A 15,298-nucleotide genomic window follows, 5' to 3' on the forward strand; every position below is an offset into this window, starting at 1 on the left:
ACCCGGGTGCGCACATCATCGACTGTCGGAAAAAGACCGGCAAAAGTAAGGGAGACGACCTCCACGGTCCTCTCGCCATGGGCCGGGCACGTCGACTTTCGCGGGCTAACCGTGACGCTTAGCCTTCCTAAGTACTGAGCGGGTGCCGTGGCCGCCGGATCGCGGTTAGGCGGCGAAAGTCGACGTGGGCCGGGCGGGGCCTGCGGGTTCGTTGGGTCTTGTCGGTCCCGCGCCCTACACTCCCCGACATGCGTATGGCCCCGGTCGGGGCCGTTCTCGGCGTTGTCCGGATTTTCCGCGGCCACGTTCGATAGGTTGTCTCGCGCACCAGTACGCGCACCAACGGTGGCCGCCATCGTCGAGTTTGAAGAGGGGTCCTTCGATGAGCACGCTGCAGTTCAAGAAGTCACCGCGCCTGGCGGCGCCGCGGCCGCCGGGTGGCGAGGTGCATCTCGAACCGCCGCCTGAGGTGCCCCGCACCATCCCGGGCAACATCGTCATGAAGCTGCTTCCGGCGGTGATGATCGTCGCCTCCCTCGGGATGATGGTCTTCATGTTCACCACCGGTGGACGCAACCCCATGATGATGATGATGGGCGGCATGATGGTGCTGAGCACCGTCGGCATGATGGCCGGTGGTGCGGGCAAGGGCGGCGGCGCCAAAAAGGCCGAGATGGACGAGGACCGCAAGGACTACCTGCGCTACCTCGGCCAGATGCGTGACAGGGCCCGCGAGGCCATGGTCGACCAGCGCGCCGCGCTCGAGTGGGTCCACCCCGACCCGCAGACGCTGTGGTCGCTGGCCGCGAGCCGCCGCATGTGGGAACGCCGCCAGAACGACCAGGACTTCCTCCACCTCCGCGTCGGCCGCAGTTCGCACCGGCTCGCGACGCGGCTCGTGCCGCCGCAGACCGGTCCGGTCGACGAACTGGAGCCGATCGCGACGCTGGCCCTGCGCCGGTTCGTCCGCGCGCACTCGATCGTCCCGGATCTGCCGACCCAGATCACCCTCCGCGGGTTCGCCGCGGTCAGCATGCAGGGCGACCGGGGCCTGACCCGCGGCCTCACCCGGGCGATGCTGGCCCAGCTGGTCACCTTCCACAGCCCCGACGACGTCCTCATCGCGATCGCGACGGCCGGCCGCGCCAAGGAGGAGTGGGAGTGGGCGAAGTGGCTGCCGCACGCCCAGCACCCGGCGCTCGCCGACGGCATCGGCCAGCTGCGCATGATGGCGGGTTCCCTCGCGCAGATCGAGCAGTGGCTCGACGAAGAACTCCGTGACCGCCAGCGGTTCTCCCGCAACGCGACGCCCGCCCCGGATCAGCCGCACGTGGTCATCATCGTCGACGACGCCGAGGTCACCCGTGAGGAACAGATCATCCTCGAAGAGGGCCTCGTCGGCGTCACCCTGATCGACCTTTCCGACTCCATCGGCAACCTCGCGGCCCGTCGTGGTCTGCGGCTGGTCGTCGAGGAAGACCGTCTCGGCGCGCGCAGCGCCGGCGGCGTCGAGTGGTTCGGCCGTCCGGACACGCTGAGCGTGGTCGAGGCCGAAGCGCTGGCACGGCTGCTCGCGCCGTACCGCGTCGGCACCGCCGCGCAGGACGCCGCCGAGGAAGAGCCGCTGCTGTCCAACCCCGGTCTGCTCGAACTGCTGGGGATCCCCGGCGACCCGATGACCTTCGACGTCCAGCAGGCCTGGCGGCCGCGTCCGGTGCGGGACCGCTACCGCGTCCCGTTCGGCGTCGGCGAGTACGGCCAGCCGGTCGAGCTGGACATCAAGGAAGCCGCGATGGAGGGCATGGGCCCGCACGGCCTGTGCATCGGGGCGACCGGTTCCGGTAAGTCCGAGTTCCTCCGCACCCTGGTGCTCGGCATGCTGGCGACGCATTCGTCGAGCACGCTGAACTTCGTCCTCGTCGACTTCAAGGGTGGTGCGACGTTCCTCGGTCTGGACGCCGCGCCGCACGTTTCCGCGGTCATCACCAACCTCGCGGACGAGGTCACGCTGGTCGACCGGATGAAGGACGCGCTGGCCGGTGAGATGAACCGGCGCCAGGAGGCGCTGAAGAACGGCGGTAACTTCAAGAACGTCTGGGAATACGAGAAGGCCCGCGAGAACGGCGCCGACCTCGACCCGCTGCCCGCGCTCTTCATCGTCTGTGACGAGTTCTCCGAGCTGCTGGCCGCGAAGCCGGACTTCATCGACCTGTTCGTCGCCATCGGACGGCTGGGCCGGTCGCTGCAGATGCACATGCTTCTCGCGTCGCAGCGGCTGGAAGAGGGCAAGCTGCGCGGTCTCGACTCGCACCTTTCCTACCGCATCGGCCTCAAGACCTTCTCCGCCGCGGAGTCCCGTGCCGCGATCGGCGTGCCCGACGCGTTCGAGCTGCCGTCCGTCCCCGGTGGCGGTTATCTGAAGTACGACACCTCGACGCTGGTCCGCTTCAAGGCTTCGTACGTCTCGGGCCCGTACCGGCCCGCGGGCATCAAGGCGGCGGGCCCGGTCGCGACCGTGGTCCGCGCGGACAAGCGCCCGCAGCTGTTCGTCCCGGACTTCGTCGAACTGCCGAAGGAGCCGGAGCCGCAGCAGATCGAGGCCGCCCCGGTGGAGCAGGCCAAGCCGGAGGAAGCCGTCGAGCCCAGCGAGCTCGACGTGATCGTGTCCCGGCTGATCGGCCAGGGCCCGCCGGCACACGAGGTCTGGCTGCCGCCGCTCAAGGAACCGAACTCGCTCGACACCCTGCTCCCGAACCTGAATCCCACCGACGACCGCGGCCTTTCCCCGGTCGGGTTCTTCGGCAACGGACGGCTGCAGGTGCCGCTCGGCATCGTCGACCGCCCGTACGAACAGCGTCGTGACCTGCTCTGGGCCGACTTCTCCGGTGGCGCCGGGCACGGTGTGATCGTCGGCGGCCCGCAGTCGGGCAAGTCGACCATGCTCCGGACGCTGATCATGTCGATGGCGCTGACCCACACCCCCGAAGAGGCGCAGTTCTACGCGCTCGACCTCGGTGGCGGTACCTTGGCCGGTCTCCAGGGCCTGCCGCACGTCGGTGGCGTCGCCGTCGCCCGGCGGGAGCCGGACAAGGCCCGCCGGATCGTCGCCGAGCTGACCACCCTGCTCACCGAGCGGGAAGGCAGGTTCGGCGCGCTGGGCATCGACTCGATGAACGAGTTCCGCAACCGGAAACGGCGCGGCGAGATCAAGCCCGAAGACGACGCCTTCGGTGACGCTTTCCTGATCGTGGACAACTGGAAGGCGCTGCGGGACGACTTCGACGAGCTGGAAACCTCGATCACCAAGCTCGCCACCCAGGGTCTTTCCTACGGCGTGCACGTCATCATCGCGGCGAACCGGTGGGCGGACATCCGCCCGGCCATCAAGGACATGATCGGTACCCGGTTCGAGCTCCGCCTCGGTGACCCGAGCGAATCCGACATCGACCGCCGGGTCGCGGTGAACGTTCCGGCCGGTCGTCCCGGTCGCGGTCTGACCAGGGACAAGCTGCATCTGCTGACCGGTCTTCCCCGGATCGACGGCTCGAGCAACGCCGACGACGTCGCCGCCGGTGTCGCCGACGCCGTGGCGAAGATCAAGGGCGCGTGGCGTGGCCGCCCGGCGCCGCAGGTCCGCCTGCTGCCCGAGATGGTCACCTACGACGAGGTGCTCAGCATCGACACCAAGCGCAACACGAAGCTGGTGCCGATCGGCGTCAACGAGGAAGACCTGCAGCCGATCTACCTCGACTTCGCCGCCGACTCGCACTTCTACGCGTTCGCGGACGGTGAATCGGGCAAGACGAACCTGCTGCGCCAGATCACCCGGGGTATCACCGAGCGGTACACGACGCAGGAAGCGGTCATCATCCTCGTCGACTACCGGCGCACGATGCTCGGCTTCATCGGCGGAGACCAGCTGCTCGGTTACGCGGTTTCGGCCGCGCAGCTGGACAGCATGGTCAAGGACGTCCACGGGTCGATGACCCGGCGGCTCCCCGGTCCGGACGTCACGCAGGAACAGCTGAAGACGCGGTCCTGGTGGACCGGTCCGGAGCTGTTCATCATCGTCGACGACTACGACCTGGTCGCCACGCAGACGAGCAACCCGCTGAAGCCGCTCGCCGAGTTCCTCGCGCAGGCGAAGGACGTCGGTCTGCACGTCATCGCGGTGCGCCGCAGCGGTGGCGCGAGCCGGGCGATGTTCGACCCGATCCTCGGCAAGCTCAGGGAGATCGCGGCGCCCGGTATGGTCATGAACGGCTCGCGGGACGAGGGCAACCTCGTCGGCAACGTGAAGCCGAGCCAGATGCCGCCGGGCCGAGGCAACCTCGTGACCCGGAAGCACGGCAAGCAGCTCATGCAGGTCTCGTGGATCCAGCCGGACTGACCTCCCGCGGAACCAGGTGAGGTACGGGCTGGGCATGGGGTGACGACGACGATGATCTGCGGGAGTGGCTTGTGACAGTGCGGGTAGCGGTGGACTTCGGGACATCGAGCACCTGCGTAGTCGCTTCGATCAACGGCCGCGAGCCGCAGGTCGTCGTGGTGGACGGGCAGCCCCTGATGTCGTCCGCGGTCTACGCCGCGCCGGACGGGACGCTGTTCGTCGGCCAGGAGGCGGAACGGCAGGCGGCGGTGGACCCGTCGCGGTACGAGCCGAACCCGAAGCGCCGGATCGACGAAGGCGACTTGCTGCTGGGTGACAACGTCCTCCGCGTGACCGACGTCGTGCACGCCGTGCTGAAACGCGCGGTGACCGAGGCGCGCCGCCTCGGCGGTGACTCCGAGGTCGAGTTGCTCGTCCTGACCCACCCGGCCGATTGGGGTGCGACCCGGACCCGCCTGCTCCGGCAGGCGGCGAACGGGCTCGCACGCCAGGTCGCCCTCGTGCCGGAGCCGGTCGCCGCGGCGGTCTATCACGCGGCGACGTTCGCTCCCGCCGACCTCAACTCCGAACGCACCGTCGAGTTCAGCGGTCGTCCCGGCGACGCCCTCGCGGTACTCGACCTCGGCGGTGGCACGGTCGACGTCTCCGTGGTCCAGCGCATGCCCGGCAGCCCCGCGGATCGCAGTTCGCCCGCTAAACGCGCCGGGTTCCAGGTGCTGGCCACCCGGGGGGATCCGAGTTTCGGCGGGGCGGACGTCGATCAGGCGCTCCTGGAGCACGTCGGTTCACTGGTGTCGTCCGTCGATCCGCCGGAATGGCGGAAGCTGGTCGAGGGCCGCGAACTCACCGACCGGCGACGGCGCCGCGTCCTGAGGCAGGACGTGCGCGGTGCGAAGGAGACGTTGTCGCGGCACGCGTACACCGACGTCCCGATGCCACCGCCGTTCGCTGACGCTCATGTGACCCGTGAGGACCTCGAGCGGCTCATCGCGGGCCCGCTCGGGCGCGCGGTCGAGCTGACGGTGGCCGCGATCGGCGATTCCGGGCTGCGGCCGAAACAGCTGACCGCGATCTTCCTCGTGGGCGGGTCCAGCCGGATCCCGATGGTGTCGCGGCTCGTGCACGAGCGGACCGGTGTCGTGCCCACGACCCTCGACCAGCCGGAGACCGTGGTCGCCCGCGGCGCCCTGCGCGCGGTGCTGATCGACCCGGACCGGACGGGATCGCTGGCAGGCTCCGCGGTCTCCCGCGCGGCCGGTGCGCCCGCGCCGTCCCACCCCGACCGGCGCCCCGACGTCCAGCGCCCCCAGTTCCCGCTTGGCGCACACCAGCCCGCCCCGCCCCCGCAGAGCGCGTTTAGCCCGCTAAACGCGCCGCGGCAGGGGCCGCCGTCGCTGCCGATGGGACAGCAGGGGATAGCGGCACCGCAGCCGTGGCGACCGGGGGCGCCCTCCCCCGAGACCAAACCGGCCGAGCGCGGCGGGAAGAGCAAGAAGACACCCTGGATCATCGCCGCGGCCGTAGTGGCCGTGGCGGCGGTCGTCGGAGGTGTCCTCTTCGCGGTCAACAGCGGGGAGGACGAACCGGAAGGGCGGACGCTCGCCCAGTACGACTACCGCTTCATCGCGCCGATGGACTGGACGCAGACCGACGACCGGGTCGCCCAGCGTCAGGTGGTGATCCATCCGAGCGATTCCCTCACCGGGGACGACCTCGTGGTCGCCCAGGAGTACGTGATGGACTACGACGCGACGGCCGACAGACAGAAGCTCGTCGACGAAATCAGTTCCGGGGCGAACGCGGATCCCCAGAAGTACAGTGGCTTCAACGGCGCCGCGAACTATGCCGGCAAAACCGTCATCTACTACCGCGAGACCAAGCCGAGAGCGCGCGTCGACTGGTACGTCGTCGCACAGGGAAAGATCCGCGTCCACATCGGTTGCCAGTACGGCACCGGCTCACCGCTCGAACAACGCGTGAGCGCGGCCTGCGAGCAGGTCGTCAAAACGATGGTGGTCGTCAACTGAAGGGGGAGCCAGATGGCACCCGAACCCGAGACCGCCGCTGAGCATTTCGCGCGCACAGGGCGTGACGCGGTCACCTACGCCCGGCAGGTCGCCCGCACGGCCAAGGCGCGTTACGAACGCCGCCGGGGCGAAAACGCCGAACTGGCGAAGCAATTCGGCAAGGGACGGCTCGCGGGCGGCGAGACCGCCCCGACCCCGAGCGTCGTCCGGAACGCCGCGAAACGGTTCCGTGCCGGCGCCGGTCTTCCGGTCCCCGCTTTGCCCTCGGCGGCAGACTTGGTTCCCCTTCGGCCAGAACCGGCGCCCAAAAGGCCACGTGTGGGTGACGACGACGAGGACTTTTCGCAGTCGCGAATCATGAGCCGAGGCGATTGAGCGGCCCCTGTGCGTTTGCTAAATCGCGTGGTGCAAGCCCTTTTCCGCACGCGATTCGCAGCGTGCCGTCCGGGTTCCCGCGGCCGGTTCCCACCGCGAGCGTTAACGCAAGCAACTACTTGAAACCAACGAGCGACAAGAGGGAACCAGACGTGGCAGTGTCTCCGTCGTAGGTCCGTACCAAACGAACTTCACCAAGTACGGATAAACCACGAACGAAGGGGGTACCTCCCATGGCTGGCGGATTTACCGGGACAGTTGAGCAGTTCACCGAGGCCGAGAAGCGCGTGACCGAGGTCCGCGTCTCGATGGACCAGAACCTGAGCAAGCTTCGCGACAACATCGAAGCCACTCGTGCGGGCTGGACCGGCGACGCGGCGCTCGCGTTCAACAACGTCATGACCCGCTTCGACGGTGCGGGCCGTAAGCTCAACCAGTCCCTCCAGAACATCGGTGACCTGCTCGAGCAGGCCGGTTCGAAGTACAACGCGACCGAGCAGCAGCAGCAGGAGCTCATCAAGTCGGTCAACCAGGGCTTCGGCGTCCTCGGCTGATTCGGCTACACCACACCAAAACCAAGACTTCTTATTTCTGACTGGAGGAACTTATGGGCGAGATGAAGGTCGATTACGCCACGATCCACGCGGCGGCCGACGACTGCAAGAACACCGGTGGCGAGCTGGAGTCCCTCTTCGGGCAGCTGAAGAGCGACCTGTCCCCGCTGGTCAACACCTGGGACGGTGACGCGAAGGTCGCGTACATGGCCGCTCAGCAGGAGTGGGACAACAGCTTCGAGGAGCTCAAGCAGCTGCTCGCGCAGGTCGCCGGCGTGCTGCCGCAGCTGGCCGACGGCTACCAGGCCACGGAACAGGGCGTCACCGGCCTGTTCTGAGTCTCCCGGCTCCGAACGAGCAACGGCGGGCAGGCATCTTCGGATGCCGAGCCCGCCGTTTCGTTTGTGTCAAAGGAAAAAGCCGCGATGGGATCCGTCGCGGCTTTTCCGTGTCCGGCGTCGGTCAGTGCGGTGCGCCGACCTCGAATTCCGGCGTGGTGTTCAGCACCCGGACGGTGACCTTCTTCTGCTTTCCCGAAAGATCGATCGAGCAGTCGAACGTGGTGCCGTTCTCCACCGGTTGGCCGGAAGGACATGCCACGTTCTTCACGTCCGGTTCCCCGTAATGCTCGTTGAGCACGCGGACGACACCGTCCTGGACCGACTTCTGATCGAGATTGTCTCCCGCGAAAGCGCCGAGCAGCCAAGCGCCGACCCCGCCCGCGACCACGACGGCCGCGGCGATTCCGCCGATCAGCAACGTTTTCTTGGAAACCTTCGGCTTCTTCGCGGGCTCCGTCCCGAAAGCGCCGAGTCCGCCGTACTGGGACGACTGCGCGGGCTGGAAGCCGCCGCCGTACTGGCCCTGCGGGGGAGAACCCGGAACCTGTTGCTGCGCCTGCCAGTCCTGCTGCTGCGGCACCGGCTGCTGCTGTGGTTGCTGCCACGCCGTGGCCGGTGCGGGGGCGGGGTTCTGTTGCCAGGGCCCGGAAAAGGAGCCGGTGACGCCGGGCTGCTGTTGCCACTGCCCGGTGTAGGAGCCGGTAGTCGCGGCACTGGGGTCGCTTTGCTGCCACTGCCCGGAATGCGGTCCGGTCGCCTGGCCTTCCTGCTGCCAGCCCTGCTGCTGGCTCCCGGGATTCGCCGGCGGCTGCCACCACTGCTGCGGCTGTTGCGGCTGCTGTTCGGGCGGCTGGCTCATCGGTGGTCACCTCGGGACATCGAGAATTTCACGGCGTCGGGAAAACGGCGTTCGGGCATGCCTCAGACGCCTTTCAGCTCGCTGAACCGGCGGTTGAAATCATCCTTGGCCGCCTTGTCCGGCAGCACGGTGATCTGCGAGGCGTCCGGCAGCTTCGGCAGGTCCTGTGCGCTCGCCTTGCCGGTGAAGCGGAAGTCGTAGCGCAGCTCGATCTTGTGGCCGCCGCCCTCGATCTTGGCGTCCATCACGATCTGGTTCAGCGTCCCATCCGAGTTGAGGGAGACGGTCGTCCGAACGGGGGCCTTCTTCATCTCGGCCGTGATCGCCCCGCTGATCGACGGCGGCAGGATCTCCACCCGTCGTTCCATGAACTTCCCGAACGGGACGTCGGCGGTGAGCTCGATCCGGTTCTCCGGAAGGCTTTTCGCGCCCTTCACGATCTTCTTGTCCGCGTTGTAGGCCACGGCGATCGCGTCGGCCATCTTGCAGGCGGTGATGATCCCGACCCAGGCGCAGGGGATGGTCAGCCCGGCCTCCGACTTCGGCATCGAAACCCATGGTGTCGGGGCGAGGCTCTTGTAGACCGGCCCGAGGTACACGTATTCGACGGTCCCGTCGGCCGGGGTGTACCAGTCGATGCTGTCGTCCGGGTTCTTCTGTGAGCGTTGGCGGCTGACCCGGCCTTCCGGGGAACCGGTGCGGGCCGAGGAGATCGTGCTGCGGATGTACTTCTCGTCGAAGCGGAAGTAGGCGCCCGATTCGCTCGTGACGTCCCGCTGGTCGCCGATGGTTTCCTGCAGCTTGTTCATCGCCGCTTCGAACTTCGTGCCGACGTAGGTCGCGGCGTCGTCGCCCTTCGGCACGGCGTTGCCCGCCCTGGCCTGGCCGCAGGCGGTGGTGAGTGCCAGCACGGCGCCCAGCACGCACAAGATGATCGTTGGCCGTTTGTTCATCGCCGTTCCCCTGAATCGAGTCCCCGCGCGCGGTGCGCGACCGGATCGTCTCATCCTCCCCCGCCGAAGGTGATGCCGTGGGCGGTTCCGCCACACCGGCGGGGTACGATTGTGGGGCGCCCGCCGGGCGCCGGTCCTAGTATGGGACCCCGGACCGACCCCCGCTTCGCAGTAGGGTCGGGCGTGGGGGTATCTTCATATGTCGTTGTGCGCTGCGGCGCGTAAGCGCTAGGCCCGCACAGAACCCACACGCAATGTTGACGACGAGGTAGACCCTTGCCCACGTACAGCCCCAAGCCCGGCGACGTCACTCGTGCCTGGCACGTGATCGACGCCGAGGATGTCGTGCTCGGCCGGCTCGCGACCGAGGTCGCCACGCTGCTGCGCGGCAAGCACAAGCCGACCTACGCCCCGCACGTGGACACCGGTGACTTCGTCATCATCGTCAACGCCGAGAAGGTGGCGCTCACCGGTAACAAGCGCGAGCAGAAGTTCGCGTACCGGCACAGCGGTTATCCCGGTGGTCTGCGTAAGCGCTCCTTCGGCGAACTGCTCGACACCAAGCCCGAGCACCTGCTCGAGAAGGTCGTCAAGGGCATGCTCCCGAAGAACAAGCTCGGCCGCGCCCAGGCGAAGAAGCTCAAGGTCTACGCCGGCCCCGGGCACCCGCACGCCGCGCAGCAGCCGCAGGCGCGCGAGATCACCAAGATCGCGCAGGTCGCGCAGTGAGTGAGGAACAGTCTGTGACCAGCACCGAGGAGACCGCGACGGAGGCCGTTGAGGCCGTCGCGACCACGGAGACCCCTGCGGTCGGCGACGCCGTCGCGACCAGCGAGACCCCGGCCGGTGCGCGCCCCTCGCGTGCCGCGGGTGGCAACGCCCAGACCGTCGGCCGCCGCAAGGAGGCCGTCGTCCGGGTGCGCGTCGTTCCCGGTACCGGTGAGTTCAAGCTCAACGGCCGCACGCTCGAAGAGTACTTCCCGAACAAGGTTCACCAGCAGCTCATCCGTGAGCCGCTGGTGACGGTCGACAAGCCCGACTCGTTCGACATCTTCGCCAACCTGCACGGTGGCGGGATCTCGGGCCAGGCCGGTGCGCTCCGCCTCGCGATCGCTCGCGCGCTCGTCGAGGTCGACGCCGACGACCGCCCGGCCCTGAAGAAGGCCGGCTTCCTGACCCGTGACGCTCGCGCCACGGAGCGGAAGAAGTACGGCCTCAAGAAGGCCCGTAAGGCTCCGCAGTACAGCAAGCGCTGATCGCGCCTCTGGCGCAACCCGCGGAAGCGCCCATCCGTCTCTCGGATGGGCGCTTCCGTGTTTCCCGGGTCCTTTCGTCCCCGCGGGCCCGTTGTCACAGCAGTCCCACGCGCCCCACCCGTATCACGATTAGCCCGCTAAAGTCGCGCGCGTCGCGTTTAGCCCGCTAAAGGCGAAATCGGGGGTGCGGGGAGACAGGCCTGGGCACTCGCTAGGTTGTCGTGGTGATTTTTCAAGGAGGTCGACAGATGGCACGTCTCTTCGGTACCGACGGCGTACGTGGCCTCGCCAACGAGGAGCTGACCCCGGAGCTGGCGCTCGCGCTCGCCGCCAGCGCGGCGCGCGTTCTCGCCGCCCACGACCGTTCGCACCGTCCGGTCGCGGTCGTCGGCCGCGACCCGCGGGCCAGCGGCGAGATGCTCGAGGCCGCCGTTGTGGCAGGCCTCACGTCCGCCGGCGCGGACGTGCTCCGCCTCGGCGTCCTCCCGACGCCCGCCGTCGCCTACCTGGTGGGCGCGCTCGAAGCGGACCTCGGCGTGATGATCTCCGCCTCCCACAACCCCATGCCCGACAACGGCATCAAGCTGTTCGCGGCAGGCGGCCACAAGCTTCCCGACGGGATCGAGGACGAGATCGAGGCCGGTCTCGACGCTCCCGTCACCCGCCCGACCGGCATCGGCGTCGGCCGCGTCCAGGACGTCCCCGACGCGGGTGATCGCTACATCCAGCACCTGCTGTCGGCCACCCCGCATCCGCTCGCGGGTCTCCGCGTCGTCGTCGACTGCGCCAACGGCGCGTCGTCGTTCGCGGCCCCCGAGGTCTACCGCAAGGCAGGCGCCGAGGTCATCGCGATCCACGCCGACCCGGACGGCGTGAACATCAACGAACACTGTGGGTCGAATCACCCGGACGCGTTGCGCGCGGCCGTCGTCGAGCACGGCGCCGACCTCGGGATCGCGCACGACGGTGACGCCGATCGCTGTGTCGCGGTCGACGCCGCGGGTGAGCTCGTCGACGGCGACCAGATCATGGCCGTCCTCGCGCTCGCCCTCGCCGAGACCGGCGAGCTGACCAAGAACACCCTGGTCGCCACGGTCATGAGCAACCTCGGCCTGCACCTGGCGATGCGCGCGCACGACATCAACCTCGTCACCACCGCCGTCGGCGACCGCTACGTCCTCGAGGAACTCCGAGCGAGCGGGTTCGCGCTCGGTGGCGAGCAGTCGGGTCACGTCGTCCTTCCCGCGTACGCGACCACCGGCGACGGCCTGCTCACCGCGCTGCGGGTGATGAGCCGCATGGCGTCCACCGGCAAGTCGCTCGCCGAACTCGCCGCCGTCATGAACCGCCTGCCGCAGGTGCTGGTGAATGTCCCCGTGGCGGACAAGGCGGCGGTCGCCGTCTCGGCCGCCGTCCGCGACGCCGTCGGCGCCGTCGAGGCCGAACTCGGCGAAGAAGGCCGTGTCCTGCTGCGCCCGTCGGGCACCGAACAACTGGTCCGCGTCATGGTCGAAGCCACCGCGCACGACACCGCACAGGCGGCCGCCGACAGGCTCGCCGGGGTCGTCTCCTCGGCCTCGTAAGCCCTCTCACGTTCTTCCCAAGTCGCTGCGCCCGGGTTACCGGCCCGGTACATTCCGTGTGCAAGGAACGGCACCGGGAGGGCTTGGGCCACGTCTGATCTCCGACGCAGATCGTTGCCCAGGATGAGGGGGAGACATGGCTGGCGGCCACAAGGTCGATCCGCAAGCGCTGACGCAGGCGGCCAAGGCACTCAGCGACATTCCGAAGCACGCTTTGGAACAGCCGCTGGCGGCGGTCAAGGACATTCGGCTGGTCGCGATGGACTTCGGGCAAGGCCACCAGGAGAGCTACGGTCCGTACCGGCCCGCCGTCACCCGGCTGGCCAACATGGCCGACAGCTACCTCAAGGCCGCTGACCTGTTCGCGCAGAAGCTGAACGCCTCGGGTGGTAAGTACGAGGCCAACGAGGCCGACACCGCTCAGTCCGTGAAAGCGAGCGGCCGGTGACCGCCCAGGAAGAAGACGACCTCCCCACCCGCGCTGAGGTCGAGCAGATCATCAACGACGAGCGGATCCCGTGGGACGTTCGGCGTGATCTCGCCCTTCAGTACATCGACTACATCGAGGACGAAGACCCCGACGAGGTCGGCTTCGCCAGCGACGAGGACAAGAACGGTTTCCGTGACGCCGTAAAGGCGCAGATGAAGATCAGCGAAGGCGATCTCAACGGGAACAACCTCTGGGGCGGCATGCTGTCCGACACCCAGTTGATCAACAGCCTCGAAGACAGTGTCCAAGTCGCCTATGGCAACGCCAAGGGCTATGTGGACAAATTCGCCGAAGAAGGCCGTCAGGCGAATCAGAAGGCCAACGCCGACGCCAGGACCGGCCTCGACCAGATGGCCGCCAAGGCGACCGCGACCAATCCCGCGGCGGAAACCTCGGATCAGATCCTGGACTTCGGCAAGCCGTCGTTCCGGAACATCGAGATCTTCGTCCCGCTCTACAACCGTTCCGTCGCGGCGGTGCATTCCGGTGCTCCGGCCGATATCAACCAGCTGCGCGAGCTGTACGACCAGCAGCGGAAGATCCCGTTCGGCAAGTTCGCGGCCGGTGCCGACGAGTTCACCAAGCTGAAGGAAGCGGTCGCGACCTCCTCCGGTGACGTTTCCGGGGAGATGAAGAAGAACCTCGGCGGCTGGGAGGGTGCCGCCGCCGATCAGGCACGGACCTATCAGCAGAACTACGAGGCCAAGACGAAGGTCGTCGCCGACGGCGCGGAGCACGCGGCCGTCGCGATGATGACGGCGGCCGCCTCGGTCGCCAAGTTCTGCCGCGACAAGGCCGACTGGATGATCAAGGCCTCGTGCGACCGGCTCGGTGAGGTGACCGCCCAGGATCTCGACCGGATCATCCGCATCGCGGAGCTCGGCAACAACGCCAGCCAGGACGATTTCAAGCACTGCTCGAAGTTCCTCGACCAGCAGTCGCGCGACATGATCAACGACGATGACTGTGACCTCGACGAAGAGACGATCAATCACATCATCGACCAGGTCAAAAGCTACTTGTCGGGGACCTTCAACACGTTCTACTCGAAGTACCTGACCGACTTCAAGACCATGTGCGCCAACACCCACACCGCGGTCGCCGGGGCTTGGCAAGGTCTGACCGACTTCTTCAGCCAGCTCGAAGAGAACCCCTTCGTCAATCTCGACGCGGCGGCCGGGAGTTCGGACGGCGGGTTCAAGACCGGAGGAGGACAGGACAGCGGCGGCGGTCGTACCGGCGGCCCCGGCTCGGGGCCCGGCAGCGGTGGGGGTGGCGACACCACGCCGATCGGCGACACGAAGCCACCAGCCCCTCCGGCACCGCCGAGCCCTCCGGACCCGAACGTCAACCCTGTCACGGACAAGCCGCTCGAAGTCGACCCGGAGACCGGCGAGGCGTACCCGATCGATCCGCGCACCGGCGAAGCCGTCAAGCCGGAGGGACCGGAGACCGTCACCGTCGAGCAGGGCGACCACAAGATCTCCATGGCCGAGCCCGGCAAGGACGGCAAGATGGGGATCTCGGTCGACGACGGGACAGGGCACCCGAAGGACTACAAGCTCGACTTCGGTGACCCGCGCCCGTTGCCGGACGACACCCCGAACCGCGGTCCCGGCGGCGACGCGGCGGGCGGCGCGATCCACCGCGATACCGCGCAACGGCCGGACGCGCCGCACACCGACGACCAGGCGTTCAAACCCGGCCCCGACGGCAAGATCCACATCGAGGACGGCGGGCTCAAGATCACCGCCGAGCGGCCCGACGGAGCTGACGGCCCCACACGAGTGACAGTCGACGACGGCAGTGGCAAGCCGACGACGTACACCCTCGGCGAAGAGGCCCACACCGCCAAGACGGCCGCTGGAGCCAGTGGCGGCGGTCCCGAAGTTCGTCCGGACGCCGCGGTTCCGGGTGGCAGGCACGCCGCCGAGCACGTTCCCGGTCAGCCGGTGGAAGCGGCGGCGAGGGAACACGCGACAGCGCAGAGCGCTCCGGCGCCGGTGTCGCACGGTGGGGACCAGGCCGTGCGAACGCACGAGGTTCCGGTTTCCGGCGCGGTCGAAGTCCCGGCAGCCGCCACTGAGCAGACCGCACCGGCAGCGGCTTCGGACTCGACGTCACCACAGTCGCTGAGCAACCCCCTGGGTGACGATGGATTTGACGAGGCCTCCGACCCGGCGGGTGCCGGGGGCGGCGCGCCCACTTCCTCGACCACGGGGCTCGGTTCGGCGCCGGGTGGGGGTGTCGATCAATCCGCCGCGGCCATGGGCGGTGGAATGGGGATGATGGGCGGCGGCATGATGGGTGGTGCCGGAGCGGGCGGCGGCGGCGAGGACCAGCAGCGCACCTCGAGTGGCTACCGCGTCGACGGCGGGCTCTTCGACACCGCGACGTCGACCAGCCGGATCAGCGGCTCTCTCGACGACGACGGCGTCATCGGGTTCCGTTAGCGGCCGGCATCAGCGAG

The 15,298-nt window shown here is 68.2% G+C and carries 12 protein-coding genes; 10 read left to right on the forward strand and 2 right to left on the reverse strand.

The genetic code is table 11. From position 1 onward, the window contains the following. Positions 1–382 precede the first annotated feature (382 nt). The 5 genes from eccCa (at position 383) to ACZ7KI_RS03680 (ending at position 7,684) form a co-directional block, all read left to right on the forward strand. Positions 383–4,390 (forward strand): type VII secretion protein EccCa, encoded by a 4,008-nt coding sequence (eccCa, locus tag ACZ7KI_RS03660; RefSeq protein WP_470271646.1) that lies wholly within the window; start codon positions 383–385, stop codon positions 4,388–4,390. 71 nt (positions 4,391–4,461) lie between these two features. Further along, positions 4,462–6,417 (forward strand): type VII secretion-associated protein, encoded by a 1,956-nt coding sequence (locus tag ACZ7KI_RS03665; protein WP_470271647.1) that lies wholly within the window; start codon positions 4,462–4,464, stop codon positions 6,415–6,417. Between the two features lie 12 nt (positions 6,418–6,429). Then, positions 6,430–6,792, forward strand: a complete 363-nt coding sequence (locus ACZ7KI_RS03670) for a hypothetical protein (protein ID WP_470271648.1) — start codon at positions 6,430–6,432, stop codon at positions 6,790–6,792. Positions 6,793–7,025: 233 nt separating this feature from the next. Beyond that, positions 7,026–7,346, forward strand: a complete 321-nt coding sequence (locus ACZ7KI_RS03675) for a WXG100 family type VII secretion target (RefSeq protein ID WP_125790059.1) — start codon at positions 7,026–7,028, stop codon at positions 7,344–7,346. Between the two features lie 53 nt (positions 7,347–7,399). Next, complete coding sequence (locus ACZ7KI_RS03680; RefSeq protein ID WP_470271649.1) at positions 7,400–7,684, forward strand: WXG100 family type VII secretion target; 285 nt, start codon at positions 7,400–7,402, stop codon at positions 7,682–7,684. Positions 7,685–7,808: 124 nt separating this feature from the next. On the opposite strand, the gene ACZ7KI_RS03685 is transcribed toward ACZ7KI_RS03680, so the two are convergent. Together ACZ7KI_RS03685 and ACZ7KI_RS03690 are read right to left on the reverse strand one after the other, a co-directional pair. Further along, positions 7,809–8,546: a DUF4333 domain-containing protein gene (locus tag ACZ7KI_RS03685; RefSeq protein ID WP_470271650.1), complete on the reverse strand. Its 738-nt coding sequence runs from the start codon at positions 8,544–8,546 to the stop codon at positions 7,809–7,811. A gap of 62 nt (positions 8,547–8,608) precedes the next feature. Then, the gene (locus tag ACZ7KI_RS03690) at positions 8,609–9,499 is read right to left on the reverse strand and encodes a hypothetical protein (protein ID WP_470271651.1); all 891 of its coding nucleotides are present in this window, start codon (positions 9,497–9,499) and stop codon (positions 8,609–8,611) included. A gap of 276 nt (positions 9,500–9,775) precedes the next feature. Here ACZ7KI_RS03690 and rplM point away from each other — a divergent pair, with 276 nt between their 5' ends. From rplM to ACZ7KI_RS03715, 5 genes are all read left to right on the forward strand, one after another. Continuing rightward, positions 9,776–10,228, forward strand: a complete 453-nt coding sequence (rplM, locus tag ACZ7KI_RS03695) for a 50S ribosomal protein L13 (protein WP_037314750.1) — start codon at positions 9,776–9,778, stop codon at positions 10,226–10,228. A 14-nt stretch (positions 10,229–10,242) separates the two neighbouring features. Further along, entirely contained in the window at positions 10,243–10,755 is a 513-nt protein-coding gene (rpsI, locus tag ACZ7KI_RS03700; RefSeq protein WP_074038207.1) for a 30S ribosomal protein S9, read from the forward strand. Between the two features lie 248 nt (positions 10,756–11,003). Then, complete coding sequence (gene glmM, locus ACZ7KI_RS03705) at positions 11,004–12,338, forward strand: phosphoglucosamine mutase (RefSeq protein WP_470271653.1); 1,335 nt, start codon at positions 11,004–11,006, stop codon at positions 12,336–12,338. Positions 12,339–12,474: 136 nt separating this feature from the next. Further along, a complete protein-coding gene (locus ACZ7KI_RS03710; protein ID WP_470271654.1) occupies positions 12,475–12,786 on the forward strand; it encodes a hypothetical protein in 312 nt (103 codons plus the stop codon). Continuing rightward, positions 12,783–15,281 (forward strand): hypothetical protein, encoded by a 2,499-nt coding sequence (locus ACZ7KI_RS03715; RefSeq protein WP_470271655.1) that lies wholly within the window; start codon positions 12,783–12,785, stop codon positions 15,279–15,281. Before ACZ7KI_RS03710 ends, ACZ7KI_RS03715 begins: the two co-directional genes overlap by 4 nt. Positions 15,282–15,298: the final 17 nt, after the last annotated feature.

This window comes from Amycolatopsis sp. NPDC039088 (assembly GCF_055598845.1).

Coding starts and splice junctions, on each gene's coding strand:
- ACZ7KI_RS03685 (WP_470271650.1), bottom strand. CDS start 8,546: ATGAGCCAGCCGCCCGAACAGCAGCCGCAACAGCCGCAGCAGTGGTGG.
- ACZ7KI_RS03675 (WP_125790059.1), top strand. CDS start 7,026: ATGGCTGGCGGATTTACCGGGACAGTTGAGCAGTTCACCGAGGCCGAG.
- ACZ7KI_RS03680 (WP_470271649.1), top strand. CDS start 7,400: ATGGGCGAGATGAAGGTCGATTACGCCACGATCCACGCGGCGGCCGAC.
- ACZ7KI_RS03690 (WP_470271651.1), bottom strand. CDS start 9,499: ATGAACAAACGGCCAACGATCATCTTGTGCGTGCTGGGCGCCGTGCTG.
- eccCa (WP_470271646.1), top strand. CDS start 383: ATGAGCACGCTGCAGTTCAAGAAGTCACCGCGCCTGGCGGCGCCGCGG.
- ACZ7KI_RS03710 (WP_470271654.1), top strand. CDS start 12,475: ATGGCTGGCGGCCACAAGGTCGATCCGCAAGCGCTGACGCAGGCGGCC.
- ACZ7KI_RS03670 (WP_470271648.1), top strand. CDS start 6,430: ATGGCACCCGAACCCGAGACCGCCGCTGAGCATTTCGCGCGCACAGGG.
- glmM (WP_470271653.1), top strand. CDS start 11,004: ATGGCACGTCTCTTCGGTACCGACGGCGTACGTGGCCTCGCCAACGAG.